Origin of the sequence: Arthrobacter sp. OV608 (genome assembly GCA_900110595.1) — a bacterium.
Taxonomy (GTDB): domain Bacteria; phylum Actinomycetota; class Actinomycetes; order Actinomycetales; family Micrococcaceae; genus Arthrobacter.
Genome location: FOEZ01000001.1, coordinates 187292 through 201299, shown reverse-complemented (window position 1 = coordinate 201299; position 14008 = coordinate 187292). Strand labels below are relative to the sequence as shown.

Here is a 14008-nt window from a genome sequence, read left to right as displayed (position 1 = left end):
CGCCACGACGGCGGCGAAAGCGGTTACGGGGTCTTGGTGAGACGCCAGTCCCAGACGTTCCACCAGACTCCGAGCGGTCCCGGGCTTGGCTTGAGGCCGGTGACGCGGGCACTGTAGGCCGTGGTGCCGACGGTCTGGTAGAGCGGCAGCCCGTAGGCGTTCTCCCACACCTGCTTGTCGATTTCGGCCAGCAGTTCGTCCTGCTTGGCAAGGTCGGTGGTGCCGGCGAGCTGTTCCATCGCCTTGTCCGCTTCGCCGTCCGAAAATCCATTGAAGTTGCTGCCGGCACCGGTGCGGAAAATCTGGGGAACACGGCTGACGCCCACGCCGGTGCCGATCCACCCGAGCAATGCAGCATCGTAGCTGCCGCCACCCAAGGCCTTCGCCCAGTCCGCGCTGCCCTGGCCGGCGTCCACCACCTGGAAGCCTGCCAGCGCTGCGGAATCGCGAATCAGGGCAAAAGCCTTGGCCCGGTTGGGGTTGTCGCGGTTGTACAGGATGCGGACGGTGGGGGTTTCTCCATCCAGGAGCGCCTTCGCTGCATCGATGTCCACGTCCGCGTAGTCGCCGGAGCCGTTGTTTTTTACGGTGTCCGCGTACTTGGGCTGTCCCGGCAGGAACACGTGTGAGTCAAGGGGCTTGGGGTCTGGCAGGAGGCCGCCGACGACGGCATCAACAATGGCCTGGCGCGGCACTGCCTTGAGGAATGCCTTCCGGACGTCCCCGTCCGCAAAGGGTCCGGAAAAATTCAGGTCCAGATGGTCGTAGCCGGATTGGCTGTAACGGTCCACCGTGTTCCCCTGCTCGGCGAGGCCGGCGAAAAGACTGTCCGTTTCGGCCGAGGGCTGCGGCGAGATGATGTCCGCCTGGCCGTTCCGCAGGGCATCCACGGCGGCAGGCAAAGCTCCGGTAAACCGGACGTTGATCTCATCGAGCCAGGGCTCCTGGCCCCAGGTGTAGTCCCGGTTGCGGACCAGCTTCATGGACGATTCAGGGACAATGTCCCGGACGATGTAGGGCCCGCTGGAGAGGTAGACCGAGGGGTCCGCGGGCAGTGACTTGGCATCGAATCCGGAGTTCCAAAAGTCGCTGACCCGCTTCAGCGCAGTGTTGGGCGCGGGCTTCTCTACGTCTCCTCGGGGTGAATCCTTGATCAGGTCGATGAGGTCTTCCTCATCGTTCAGGCCGCTTTTTGTGGCCACCACATGGGCCGGCAGACCGACGTCGAACGCCACCTCCCAGTCCGCGTACGGCACGGAGTACTCCAGGGTCATGGAGCGTCCGTCCTCCCCGAGCTCGGGGAGGACCGTTCCTGCCAGCCCGCTGGTGTCGGAGGCGGTGGAGAAGTACGTGGTTCCTGTTCCGGCCATGGGATCGGCATCGTTGAAGTAGCCTGAACCCGCAGCCCAGGCCAGCAGGAGGTCGCCCGAATCGATCGCCTCGCCGTCGGACCATTTCACGCCCTCGTTGACGGTGTATTTGACCTTCAGGGGATTGTCGGAAACCTTCTCGAACCGCCCGAACTTTTCGTTCCGCACCACTTTGGACGCATCGTCGAGGTAGTAGAAGCCCGAGTGCGTGATCGAGCCAATCTTGGAGTTGATGTCCGTGTTGCCGTCGGCGCTGTAGGGATTAAACGACGAGAACGCGTTGACTTCGGCGACGGTGACGCTGCCGCCGCGCTTTGCCTCCCCCACCACAACGGGGGTGGTGCCTCCGCCGCCTGAGCAGCCCGAAAGCACCAGCGCAGACGCTGCCGCCGCGGTGATGAACTGCATCAGACGCCTGACTGGCATGCCGCCTCCTTGTTTTACTTTTCCCAGGCGGTCCAGCCGGAAGCGCCGGGAGTACGCCCCTGTAGTCAGGATAAGGTCCCCGGCGAACCCACCAGCAATTGAAGCGAACGTATCTTATGTACCCGCCACTATCGTGGCGAAACACCTAGACGTTGAAGCGGAATTCCACTACGTCGCCGTCGGCCATCACATATTCCTTGCCTTCGATCCTGACCTTGCCCCGCGATTTGGCCTCGGCCATGGATCCGGCTTCGATGAGGTCATCAAAAGAGACCACTTCGGCCTTGATGAATCCGCGCTGGAAGTCGCTGTGGATGACACCGGCAGCCTGGGGTGCGGTGTCGCCGCGGTGGATTGTCCAGGCGCGGGCTTCCTTGGGACCGGCGGTGAGGTAGGTCTGGAGTCCCAGGGTGTGGAAGCCGACCCTCGCCAGCTGGTCCAGCCCGGATTCGTCCTGGCCGTTCATCTCCAGCATCTCGCGGGCTTCTTCCTCGTCCAGTTCTACAAGGTCGGCCTCAAGCTTGGCATCGAGGAAGATGCAGTCAGCCGGGGCAACGAGGGCGCGCAGTTCTTCCTGCTTCTCCGGACTGCCGAGGATTCCCTCGTCGGCATTGAAGACGTAGATAAAAGGCTTGGCCGTCAGCAGGCTGAGCTCTTTGAGGTGTTCCATCTCCAGCTTGTCGCTCTTGATGGAGGAGAAAATGGTGTCGCCGCGCTCAAGCACCTTCTGTGCGGCCAGGATGGCGTTCAGCTCTGCGGCTTCGCGCTTCTTGATTTTGACTTCTTTTTCGATCCGCGGAATGGCCTTTTCGATGGTTTGCAGGTCCGCGAGGATCAGTTCGGTGTTGATGGTCTCCATGTCCGAGCGCGGATCCACCTTGCCGTCAACGTGGATGACGTCCGGGTCATCGAAAACACGCACCACCTGGGCGATGGCTTCCGCTTCGCGGATGTTCGCCAGGAACTGGTTTCCGAGGCCTTCGCCCTCGCTGGCGCCCTTGACGATGCCGGCGATGTCCACAAAGGACACGGCTGCGGGCAGGAGGCGCTGGGAGCCAAAGAGTTCGCCGAGCTGCTGGAGCCGCGGATCCGGCAGGCTGACGACGCCTACGTTGGGCTCGATGGTGGCGAACGGGTAGTTCGCTGCCAGCACCTGATTGCGGGTCAGTGCGTTGAAGAGGGTTGATTTGCCGACGTTGGGCAGTCCGACGATGCCAATAGTAAGAGCCACGAGCATTGATTCTACCCGCAGCGGACATCCTGCCGGTTCTCGGGGGCCGCCGGAAATGTCGCTTCGGGAAAATGTCACAGCCCCATGCGACAGTGGGCACATGGATGCTTTCGCGTTGATTCTGGCTTTGTTCATGCTGTTACTGGGCGCCCTGGCGGGCGCTGCGGCCACCTGGTTTGCGCTGCGGAAAAACAACCGTGCGGTGGAGGAGGACTTCGACGCCGTCTCGTCGCGGCTTTCGGAAGTCAGCGCGCAGTTCGCGGCGGCCGACGCCGAACGGCGGCTTCTGGCGGCACAGAACCGGGAGCTGGGCGAATCGCGGTCCCAGGACGGCAGTGTACTTCGTGCCCTTGCGCCCGTGGCGGAGAAACTGACGGCAGTGCAGCAGCAGGTGGCCCTGCTGGAGCGGGACCGGCTGGAACAGTACGGCCAGCTTGCCCAGCAATTGCAGGAAGCGCGCCTCTCGGACGAGCAGTTGATCCGGTCCACGCATGCCCTGGAATCTGCACTGCGGTCAAACAGTGCCCGTGGCCAGTGGGGCGAAGTCCAGCTGCGCCGCGTGGTGGAAGCCGCCGGAATGCTGCGCCATGTGGACTTCATCGAACAGGTTCACAGCACTGGCAACGAATCATCCGTTCGCCCCGACCTGGTGGTCCAGCTCCCCGGCGAAAAGCAGTTGGTGGTTGACGCCAAGGTCCCGTTGTCCGCATACCTGGAGGCCCAGGAACTCGGAGCACATGATTCCAGGCCAGGCTCGTCCGGGACCGTTTCCGCCACCGGCCACCGCTCGCAGCAGATGCTCCTGGCCGCGCATGCCAAGGCTCTGCGGGCCCATGTGGACGCATTGGGCAATAAGAAGTACTGGGACATTCCCGGCAACTCGCCGGAACTGGTGATCTGCTTTATCCCGGCCGAATCCATCCTCGCGGCCGCACTGACCTCCGACGCGGAACTCCTGGATCACGCATTGTCCCGGAACGTGGTCCTGGCCTCCCCGAGCACCCTGCTGGCTGTGCTGAAATCCGTTGCGTTTACCTGGCGGCAGGACGTCCTCACGGACAGTGCCCGCGAACTGTTCGATTTGGCCCGGCAGTTGTACGACCGGATGGGTACCCTGGGCGAGAACGTCACCAAGCTGGGGTCATCGCTGAAGACCTCCGTGGACCGTTACAACTCGATGGTGGGCACGCTGGAAGCCCGCGTCCTTCCGACCGCACGCAAGCTCAACAGCCTGGAGGAATCCGGCCTGGTCACACCGCCTGTTGTGGAGGTGACGCCGCGGGCAGTGGCTGCCCCGGAACTCCAAAGCGAGGACGAAGCCGCCTGAAAAGCGTTCAGTTACAGGTTCGGCCTGGCAGCAACAGCTGCCAGGCCGAACTCCCATATTTTTTTAGCTGAGTCTTTTAGCCCGGGCTCTCAGCTGCCGATGTCAGCTGCGGGACTTGCGGCCACCCAGGGCGCGACTGACGTCGCCAGCCTGCTTCAGCGTTGCCCGGAGCTCCTTAGGCAGGGAGAAGAGGAGGTCTTCTTCGGCCGTAACCACTTCCTCCACGGTGCCGTAGCCGTAGTCTGCCAGCAACCGCAGCACGTCCTGCACCAGCACTTCGGGTACGGACGCGCCGGACGTGACGCCAACGGTGGCCACGCCCTCAAACCAGGCCTCATCAACTTCATTGGCGAAGTCAACGCGGTAGGAGGCTTTGGCCCCGTATTCGAGGGCCACCTCCACCAGCCGCACGGAGTTGGACGAGTTGGCCGAGCCCACCACGATCACCAGGTCCGCCTGCGGCGAGATCTTCTTGATGGCCACCTGCCGGTTGGTGGTGGCGTAGCAGATGTCGTCGCTGGGGGGATCCTGCAGCGTGGGAAACCGGTCCTTCAACAGGCGGACGGTTTCCATGGTCTCGTCAACGCTGAGGGTGGTCTGGGAAAGCCAGATGACCTTCTCCGGGTCCCGGACCTGCACTTTATCCACTTCGTGCGGGCCGTTGATGATCTGGATATGTTCCGGAGCCTCGCCGGCCGTTCCTTCGACTTCCTCGTGGCCGTCGTGGCCGATCAGCAGGATGTCGAAATCGTCCTTGGCGAACCGGACAGCTTCCTTGTGGACCTTGGTGACCAGCGGGCAGGTGGCATCGATGGTGCGCAGGCCACGGTCCTCGGCGGACTGGACCACAGCGGGTGAGACACCGTGCGCTGAAAAAATCACCAGGGCGCCTTCGGGCACCTCATCCGTTTCGTCGACGAAGATGGCGCCCTTTTCCTCCAGGGAGCTCACCACATGGACGTTGTGCACAATCTGCTTGCGCACGTACACCGGAGGGCCGTAGTGTTCCAGGGCCTTCTCAACGGCAATGACGGCACGGTCCACGCCGGCGCAGTATCCACGAGGAGCAGCGAGCAGCACCCTCTTGGCTCCGGACACAGGGGCTGCAGCAGCTACTTCCTCAGGAGAGCGGCGCCGACGCGGAATGGTGGGCATCGAAAGGGAAACAGCTGAGGGGGTCATTACTCCATGCTACCGGGTTGCCCGTGCCCGCTTCCGCGGTATGAACCCGGCCACAATGCCCACCACCAGCAGCACGCCGCCCGTGATTGCCGTGGCCAACGTCCAGCCCCCGAAGTCCTGGACGGCAGCAGGAACAAACCCGTCCCTGAACATGTTGGCCACTTCGCTGCCGCTGTCCGTTGCCAGCACGGCGGCCGATCCCAGCTGCGAGCCCACTGTCCAGACCGCGGACAACACCAGCGCACCCACTCCGGCACAGACCAGTACAGCCCATCGGCGGCGCGCTGCTACCAGTGCCAGAAGCAGGGCCACCACCGCTCCCCCGGCCAGCAGGTAGCCGGCAGGTGCATAGGTGCGCAACCGCTCGGTCCATTCCTTCTGCTGGGGCTGTCCCACATTAATCAGGGTCTGGTCCGGAGGGTCGAGAGGGAGCCGGGTGGCGCGCGAGATTTCTTCAGCCCCGAGCGCCACCAGCGGCGCCACATCCAGTGTGAGGGACGAGGCGGACGCCGATTCCGCGGTTCCTGCCTGCGGTTCGGCAAAACTGAGCCGGTGGCTCCTGCGCAGCGTTTCTTCCCAGGCCGCCGGGTAACCGGGGAGACCTGTCATTGACGCGGCGGCGTCCTCAAGTGCCGGCCGGACCAGGTCGGAGAGGAAGCCGGGAACAGCACTGGTATCGATGGTTCCGACCGCCGCCGCGGCGAGGCCCTGCTGGAACTCCGAGTCCCTCCCCAGCGGGGCAGCCAGTTCCACAAAGCCCTGCTCCTGGACGATGTTGCGGTCCAGCCAGATGGCAGGAACCGCCACCGCGGCAAGCAGTATGGCCAACAGGGTGGCGAGGGCGGAAACAAAAGTGCGCACAGCAGATCCTTCGGGTCGATGGCGGTCAACCCATCCTAGGCGGGCCGGGTGGCCGGACACTGTCAGTCCCGGATGGTAGAGCTTATGGATATGGTTGAATGACCGCCGCACAACAGACGAAGGACCCCATGCCCTCAGCTCCAGCCCCGCAAGGGGGTCCGCATGTCTGAACAGGCCTCGCTTCCGGTGCCCGGTCCGCAAGTGTCCGGTCCCACCACCCTTCCGGCCACTGCAGCGGAAACCAGCCCGGACAACCCCTGGCCCCTCCAGTTGCTGTCGCAGAAACTGAAAGCCCACATCGACCGCACGCCGTCAGCCTGGGTGGAAGGGCAGGTTATTGAACTGAACCGGCGCGGCACCAACGCCTACCTCACCCTGCGCGATGTCGATGCCGAAGTTTCCCTCCCCGCTTCCGTCTGGACCAAGGTGCTGGAGCGCCAGAACCTGCCCCTGGAGCGCGGGTCCCGGGTGGTGGCCCTGCTGAAGCCTGAGTTCTGGCTGAAGACCGGCCGGCTCAACATGCTGGTCCGGGATATCCGGCCGGTGGGCCTGGGTGATCTCCTGGCCCGGATCGAGCGGCTCCGCCAGGCGCTCTCCGCCGAAGGTCTTTTCGCCGACTCCCGCAAGAAGCCGCTCCCCCTGCTGCCGCACCGAATCGGTTTGATCACCGGCAGGGACTCGGATGCGAAGAAGGACATTCTCCGGAACGCCGCCCTGCGCTGGCCCGCCGTGGAATTCGAGATCCGGGAGGTGGCCGTCCAAGGCAACACTGCGGTGGCCCAGGTGATCCGTGCACTCCGTGACCTGGACGGCCGCCCGGAAGTGGACGTTATTGTCATCGCCCGTGGCGGAGGCGCACTCGAAGACCTCCTGCCGTTCAACAGCGAGGAACTGGTCCGCGCCGTGGCTGCTGCCGCCACTCCAGTCGTGAGCGCCATCGGCCATGAAGCGGACCGGCCGCTCCTCGACGACGTCGCCGACCTTCGCGCGTCCACCCCCACGGACGCGGCCAAGCGGATCGTGCCGGAGGTTTCGGAAGAGCTGGCCGGGGTGCGCCAGGCCAGGGAACAGCTGCGCCGGTGCATGGAGCGCCTGGTGGACCGGGAAGCCGACCGCCTGGCGTCGTTGCACTCTCGGCCGGTGCTGGCAGCTCCCGAACGCCTGGTAACGGATCGTTCCGAAGAGATTGAACGGCTCCTGCGCAGGTCCTCCGCCGCGGTGAGTTCCACCGTGGTCCGTGCCGCGGACCAGCTGGAACACCTGAAAGCCCAGGTGCGCGCCCTCTCGCCGCAGAAAACACTCGACCGGGGGTACGCCGTCGTCGAACTCGCCAACCCGCAGGCGGCCGGCCGCAGCAATGCGGGGCACGCCGTGGTGCGCCGGCCGGCGGAGGCGCCGGCGGGAACACAGTTGTCCGTGCGTGTGGCGGAAGGCCGCTTCGGCGCGGCGTCCACGGGGACGCTTGAGTCCGTGGGAACACTTCATCAGCCCCAACCCGAAACCGGAGAACCCAATGACTGAACCCACGCCAGGAAACGACGTCGCAGCGCTGAGCTATGAGGAAGCCCGTGAGCAGCTCATCGCTGTGGTGGGCAGGCTGGAAGCGGGAGGTGCAAGCCTGGAGGAATCCCTTGCACTCTGGGAGCGGGGCGAGGCGCTGGCCGCGCGCTGCGAGGAATGGCTGGAGGGTGCACGAAAGCGGCTGGCGGCCGCCCGCGACCAGCCAATGTAGCGCCAGCCAAAGTACCGCCAGCGGATGGAAGGCCAGCTGGCCGGTCCAAACGTCAGGACTGAAGGATCAGCTCCCGCTCGGTGTCGACGTCGAACTCCGCCTTGGGCCACTCAAGGTTCAAGCCGGACAGCGCTCCCAGCAGTAGCTGCTGGACGGCGATGCGCGCGTACCACTTCTTGTTGGCCGGGACCACATGCCAAGGTGCGTCCGGGGTGCTCGTCGCGTCGATGGCGGCCTGGTAGGCATCCATGTAGTCCTGCCAGAGGGCCCGTTCATCGAGGTCGCCACGGTTGTATTTCCAGTGTTTGGCGGGGTTGTCCAGCCTGGCCAGCAGCCTTGCCTTCTGCTCGTCCCCGCTGATGTGCAGCATCACCTTGACCACCTTGGTGCCCGAGTCCGTCAGCCGTGCCTCGAACTCGTTGATGGCCACGTACCGGCGTTTGATCTCATCCGGCGTGGCCCAGCCATGAACGCGGTGAATCAGGACGTCTTCATAATGGGAACGGTCAAAAACGCCCACCATACCGGCGGCCGGCACTTCCTTCTCGATGCGCCACAGGAAGTCGTAGGACTTTTCCTGGTCTGTGGGCGCCTTGAACGCCTTGAACTGCACCCCCTGCGGGTCCATGGCCGCCATGACGTGGTTGACGATTCCGCCCTTGCCCGCAGTATCCATGGCCTGCAGGATCAGCAGGATCCGCTTGCGGCCGCCGAAACGGGACTCTGCGAAAAGCTTTTCCTGCAGCTCGGTCAGCTCATCGTCCAGGTCAGCCAGGAGCGCCTTGCCGTCCTGTTTGCCGCCCCTGTAGCCGGGGGTGGAGTCCGGATCCACGTCGGCGAGCGAAAACCCCTCCCCGGCCCGAAGGGTCTCGGAGGGGTGCTGATCGAACTGGACGACGCCGGCCATGGGGAATCCTTTCCGCGAAGGTTCACGGGTCCGAAGCGCCCGTGAACCACAGGCTAGTTCCCCTGATACCTGCTTAGGAAGTCCCCCATCCGCCCCACGGCCTCTTCAATGTCCTTGACGTTGGGCAGGGTGACCATGCGGAAGTGGTCCGGGCGCACCCAGTTGAAGGCCCGGCCGTGAGAGACGAGGATCTTCTGCTCCCGAAGGAGGTCGAGGACAAACTTCTCGTCGTCCCTAATGTGGTAGACCTCCGGGTCCAGCCGGGGGAAGAGGTAGAGGGCGCCCCTGGCCTGCTGGGTGCTGACACCCGGAATGGCGTTGAGCATGTCGTAGGCCTTATTGCGCTGCTCCAGCAACCGTCCGCCGGGCAGGATCAGATCGTTGATGCTCTGGTAGCCGCCAAGCGCCGTCTGGATGGCATGCTGGGCTGGGACATTGGCACACAGGCGCATGTTTGCCAGCAGGCTGATGCCTTCCAGATAGTCTGCCGCGTCCTTTTTGGGACCGGAGATCGCCATCCAGCCGGCGCGGTAGCCGCACACCCGGTACGCCTTGGACAGGCCGCTGAAGGTGAGGCAGAGGACGTGGTCCCCGGTCAGACCGGCCAGGTTCACGTGCACGGCGTCCTCGTAGAGGATCTTTTCGTAGATTTCGTCGGCGAAGATGACCAGGCCGTGCTTCTCGGCCAAAGCCACGATCTTCCGCAGCGTCTCTTCGGGGTAAACCGCGCCGGTGGGGTTGTTCGGGTTGATGACCACAATCCCCTTGGTGCGCGGGGTGATCTTGGCTTCCATGTCCTCAAGGTCAGGCTGCCAGCCGGATTCCTCGTCGCAGAGGTAGTGCACGGGCTTGCCGCTGGCGAGCGCCACTGATGCCGTCCACAGCGGGTAGTCCGGCGTGGGGATGAGGACTTCGTCGCCGTCATCCAGGAGGGCCATCAGGGACATGGTGATGAGTTCGCTCACCCCGTTGCCCAGGTAGATGTCGTCGACGTGGATGTTCTGGATCCCGCGGGTCTGGTAGTACTGCGAGACAGCGGTGCGCGCGGAGAAAATGCCCCGGGAGTCGCTGTAACCCTGGGCGTGCGGGAGGTGGCGGATCATGTCCACGAGGATGGCATCCGGCGCTTCGAAGCCGAAGGGTGCGGGGTTGCCGATGTTCAGCTTGAGGATTCTGTGGCCCTCCGCCTCCATCTGCTGGGCGGCCTGGAGAATCGGTCCACGGATGTCGTAAAGGACGTTGTGAAGCTTCGTGGACTGCTTGAATTCTGCCATTCCTCAAATATGCCACAGCAGGGATGTACTTCCAGTGAGACCTCAGCCACACACGCCGGTGGCGCGTCCGGCGCAATGCGCTAGCGGCACGCGCTAAAAAGAAAGTACGACGGCGGCTGCCGGACTCGCGAAGTCCGTCAGCCGCCGTCGTAGGGGCACAAGCAGGCGTTGCTTCCTACTTGACGATGCCCTTGTCCTTGAGCCAGGCTTCAGCCGCTTCCTTGGCGCCCTGTTTCTGGCTGCCGCTGACGGCCCGGTTGAGGTTGATCAGGTCATCGGTGGTGAGGATCCTGGACACCGAGTTGATCGCGTCCTTCGCCTTGTCCGTCATCTTGGCTTTGTTGTACAGCGGGACGACCTGCTGGGCGATGAAGTTGTTCTCCGGGTCCTCCAGGACCACAAGGTCGTTGTCGGCGATGGAGGGGGTGGTGGTGTAGATGTCGGCCACCTGTACCTGGTCCTCCAACAGGGCCTTCAGCGTCACCGGACCGCCGCCGTCGCTGAACGGCTCGAGCTTCTTGGGCTCGCAGTTGTAGTTCTTCTTCAGCCCGGGCAGGCCGTAGGCGCGCTCGGCGAACGTGGCAGGGGCGCCCACCACGATCTCGCTGCAAACCTTCGCCAGGTCCTCGATGGACTTCAGCTGGTACTTCTCGGCCGTCGCCTTGGTGACCACCATGGCGTCCTTGTCTTCGGCCTTGGCTGCGTCAAGGACGGACAGGCCGTTGGGCAGCTTGCCCGGCAGGGCCTTGGCGATCTCGTCCGCAGATACTTCAGTGGCTTCCTTGTCCACGTGCAGCAGGAGGTTGCCGGTGTAGTCCGGAACCACGTCCACCGAACCGTCCTGGACGGCCTTGAAGTACACCTCCCGGGACCCGATGTTCGGCTTGGTGGTGGCCGTGACACCGCCGGCGTTCAATGCCCCGGCGTACAGTTCGGCGATGATCTGGCTTTCGGGGAAGTCTGCGGAACCGATCACCAGTGAGGTGGCGCCCCCGGACGCAGTGCCGCTGCTGGCCGGGGCGTTGCTGAGAGGATCGGAAGATCCGCCGCAGGCGGAGAGCACCACGGCCAGGCCAAGTCCGGCAGCCAGCCCGCCGAATGTGCGCCTGCCAAGGCCTTGTGGTCGGCTTTCTTTCATGATTTACCTCCTTGTGCCACAGCCTCCGCCAGGACGGGGTCTGAGCGATCAACCGGGGCCTGGTGGCCGCGGTGGGACTGCTGTGAGGGCCCTGGTGTCAGGACCACTCTCTGGAACAGGGACAGGACAAGGTCCACGGCGATGGCCAGGACGGCGATGAGCAGTGAGCCTCCCAGCATCCGCGGGAAGTCGCTGAGGACCAGTCCGTCGAACAGGTAGCGGCCCAGGCCACCCAGGTTGATGTACGCCACCACGGAAACGGTGGCGATAACCTGCAGCACGCCGGTCCGGAACCCGCCGAACATCACCGTCAGCGCGTTGGGCAGTTCAGCCCGGAACAGGACCTGCAGTTCGGTCATCCCCATGGCACGGGCAGCATCCACCACGTTGCGGTCCACGCTGGAAATCCCGGCGTAGGTGCCGGCCAGGAGCGGCGGTACGGTGAGGATCACCAGCGCCCAGATGGGCGGCATCAGCCCAATTCCGGCCAGCAGCACAAACAGTGTCAGCAGGCCGAGCGTGGGCAGGGCACGCAGGGCGCCGGCGATGGCGACGACGGCCACCCTGCCCCTGCCGGTATGGCCCACATACAGGCCCACAGGAAGGGCGATGGCCGAGGCGATCAGCATTACGAGTCCCGTGTACTGCAGGTGTTCGGCCAGCCGTGCGGGAATGCCGGCGCTGCCGGTCCAGTGCAGGGGGTCCGCCAGCCAGGCGAAGGTATCCGTGAAGACGTTGCTCACGCGTTCCCCCCTCCGGTCTTTGGCTCGGCCAACAGCCAGGCTGCATCAGTTGCGTCCGGCGCCAGCGGCTGCCGGCCGCCCAGCTTCCCGGCCCGCTCCCACGGGGTGAGGATCCGTTCGAGCAGGACCAGGATGGCGTCCATGAGCAGCGCCAGGACCAGGATGGCAATAATGCCCACCACAACCTCGGTCACAAAGTCCCGCTGCAGGCCATCGGTGAAGAGCATGCCCAGATTGCCCACGCCCAGCAGTGCCGCCACGCTGACCAGGGAGATGTTGCTGACCGACACCACCCGGAGCCCGGCGAACATGACGGGGAGGGACAGCGGCAGGTCCACCTGCAGGAACCGGGCCAGGGGTTTGTAGCCCATGGCGACGGCGGCCTGGCTGACGTCCTGATCCACGGAGTCGAAGGCGTCCAGGGCTGCGCGGACAAGAAGTGCCACGGCGTAAATGGTCAGGGCCACCACCACATTGAGGGGATCAAGGATCCGGGTGCCAAGGATGGTGGGCAAGATGATGAAAAGGGCCAGCGAAGGAATGGTGTAGAGCAGCGAGGAGGCCGTGAGCACCACCGAGCGGAGCACCTGGTGGCGGCGCGCCAGCTGCGCCAGCGGAATGGAAATCGCCAGCCCCAGGACCATAGGCACCAGGGCGAGCACCATATGCTGGCCGGCCCGTTCCAGGACCATGCCGCTGTTTGCCAGGAACCAGTCCATCAGAGCGCTGCCTGCCGGACCTGGCGCGCCTCTTCGATGAGGGCCAGGACTTCACCGCCCCTGACGACGCCGAGCACCCTGCCTTCGGAATCCACAGCAACACCAAGGCCCGACGGCGAGGACAGGGCCGCATCCAGTGCGCGGCGCAGGCTCTCGCCCGGCTTGAAAAGCGACCCACCGGGAATGATTCCCGTTCCGGAACCCGGGCCGGTCCACCCCAGCGGACGCCCGGCCTCATCCACCACCAGCTGCCAGCCGCGGCCGGGCTCGGATTCAAATGCGCCACCCGGCGAGCGGACAACCGTGGGCACCTGGTGCACCGCCACGCCGTCGGACGCTGTGAATCCAAGGTGCCGGAAGCCCCGGTCCCGTCCCACGAAGGAGGCCACGAAATCGTTCGCCGGAGCCCGCAGGATCTCCTCGGCCGTGGCGTATTGCGCCAGCTTTCCGCCGGTGGCAAAGACAGCCACCTTGTCGCCCAGGACAGTGGCCTCATCGATGTCGTGGGTGACAAAAACGATGGTTTTGGCCAGGTCCTTTTGCAGCCGCAGGAGTTCCTGCTGCAGTTCGTCCCGGACCACCGGGTCCACCGCGCTGAAGGGTTCATCCATCAGCAGGACCGGCGGATCGGCGGCCAGGGCGCGGGCCACGCCCACGCGCTGCTGCTGGCCGCCCGAAAGCTGCGAGGGGTAGCGCTTGCCCAGTGCGCTGGCCAGCCCAACGACGTCGAGCAGTTCTGCCGCGCGCTTGCGCGCCTCCGACTTGGAGACACCGTTGAGCCTGGGCACCGTGGCGATGTTGTCCAGCACCGAGCGGTGCGGCAGGAGTCCAGAGGACTGCATCACGTATCCCATGGAGCGGCGCAGCTCGGGCGCCGGAACGGAGGTGACGTCCTTGCCGCCAACGGTGATAACACCCGAGGTGGGTTCGACCATGCGGTTGATCATGCGCAGCGAGGTGGTTTTCCCGCAGCCGGAGGGCCCCACAAACACGGTGATGGAACCCGGGCTGATGGACATGGTGAGCTGGTCCACGGCCGGCTGCCCGCCCTGGTACTGCTTGGTGACGCTCTTAAACTCGATCATGGCCTGGTCCATG

The 14008-nt window shown here is 64.7% G+C and carries 13 protein-coding genes; 3 read left to right on the top strand and 10 right to left on the bottom strand.

Annotation, left to right across the window (positions count from 1 at the left end):
* Positions 1-23: 23 nt before the first annotated feature.
* Together BMX78_RS01005 and ychF are read right to left on the bottom strand one after the other, a co-directional pair.
* Positions 24-1796 (bottom strand): ABC transporter family substrate-binding protein, encoded by a 1773-nt coding sequence (locus BMX78_RS01005; protein WP_091415309.1) that lies wholly within the window; start codon positions 1794-1796, stop codon positions 24-26.
* A gap of 145 nt (positions 1797-1941) precedes the next feature.
* Positions 1942-3027 (bottom strand): redox-regulated ATPase YchF, encoded by a 1086-nt coding sequence (ychF, locus tag BMX78_RS01000; protein WP_091415997.1) that lies wholly within the window; start codon positions 3025-3027, stop codon positions 1942-1944.
* A 100-nt stretch (positions 3028-3127) separates the two neighbouring features.
* On the opposite strand from ychF, the gene BMX78_RS00995 reads away from it, so the two are divergent.
* Entirely contained in the window at positions 3128-4354 is a 1227-nt protein-coding gene (locus BMX78_RS00995; protein WP_091415307.1) for a DNA recombination protein RmuC, read from the top strand.
* 102 nt (positions 4355-4456) lie between these two features.
* Here the strand turns inward: BMX78_RS00995 and BMX78_RS00990 are convergent, their stop codons facing one another.
* Positions 4457-5536 (bottom strand): 4-hydroxy-3-methylbut-2-enyl diphosphate reductase, encoded by a 1080-nt coding sequence (locus tag BMX78_RS00990; RefSeq protein ID WP_091415304.1) that lies wholly within the window; start codon positions 5534-5536, stop codon positions 4457-4459.
* A 9-nt stretch (positions 5537-5545) separates the two neighbouring features.
* Positions 5546-6397, bottom strand: a complete 852-nt coding sequence (locus BMX78_RS00985) for a hypothetical protein (RefSeq protein WP_091415301.1) — start codon at positions 6395-6397, stop codon at positions 5546-5548.
* Positions 6398-6559: 162 nt separating this feature from the next.
* Here BMX78_RS00985 and xseA point away from each other — a divergent pair, with 162 nt between their 5' ends.
* A complete protein-coding gene (gene xseA, locus BMX78_RS00980; RefSeq protein WP_091415300.1) occupies positions 6560-7918 on the top strand; it encodes an exodeoxyribonuclease VII large subunit in 1359 nt (452 codons plus the stop codon).
* Positions 7911-8129, top strand: a complete 219-nt coding sequence (locus tag BMX78_RS00975) for an exodeoxyribonuclease VII small subunit (RefSeq protein WP_091415297.1) — start codon at positions 7911-7913, stop codon at positions 8127-8129. Before xseA ends, BMX78_RS00975 begins: the two co-directional genes overlap by 8 nt.
* Before the next feature lie 52 nt (positions 8130-8181).
* Here BMX78_RS00975 and BMX78_RS00970 read toward each other — a convergent pair whose 3' ends face one another.
* The 6 genes from BMX78_RS00970 to BMX78_RS00945 all read right to left on the bottom strand — a co-directional run bounded on the left by BMX78_RS00970 (position 8182) and on the right by BMX78_RS00945 (position 14007).
* The gene (locus tag BMX78_RS00970) at positions 8182-9036 is read right to left on the bottom strand and encodes a polyphosphate kinase 2 family protein (protein WP_091415295.1); all 855 of its coding nucleotides are present in this window, start codon (positions 9034-9036) and stop codon (positions 8182-8184) included.
* Positions 9037-9089: 53 nt separating this feature from the next.
* Positions 9090-10310: a pyridoxal phosphate-dependent aminotransferase gene (locus BMX78_RS00965; protein WP_091415292.1), complete on the bottom strand. Its 1221-nt coding sequence runs from the start codon at positions 10308-10310 to the stop codon at positions 9090-9092.
* Positions 10311-10485: 175 nt separating this feature from the next.
* Positions 10486-11448 carry an ABC transporter substrate-binding protein gene (locus BMX78_RS00960; RefSeq protein ID WP_091415289.1) on the bottom strand — a complete coding sequence of 321 codons (963 nt, stop codon included), beginning with the start codon at positions 11446-11448 and terminating at the stop codon, positions 10486-10488.
* Positions 11445-12191 (bottom strand): ABC transporter permease, encoded by a 747-nt coding sequence (locus BMX78_RS00955; RefSeq protein ID WP_091415287.1) that lies wholly within the window; start codon positions 12189-12191, stop codon positions 11445-11447. Before BMX78_RS00955 ends, BMX78_RS00960 begins: the two co-directional genes overlap by 4 nt.
* Positions 12188-12910 carry an ABC transporter permease gene (locus tag BMX78_RS00950; RefSeq protein ID WP_091415284.1) on the bottom strand — a complete coding sequence of 241 codons (723 nt, stop codon included), beginning with the start codon at positions 12908-12910 and terminating at the stop codon, positions 12188-12190. The genes BMX78_RS00955 and BMX78_RS00950 overlap by 4 nt, the downstream gene beginning before the upstream one ends.
* Entirely contained in the window at positions 12910-14007 is a 1098-nt protein-coding gene (locus BMX78_RS00945; RefSeq protein ID WP_091415283.1) for an ABC transporter ATP-binding protein, read from the bottom strand. The genes BMX78_RS00950 and BMX78_RS00945 overlap by 1 nt, the downstream gene beginning before the upstream one ends.
* Between the last annotated feature and the right edge of the window lies 1 nt (position 14008).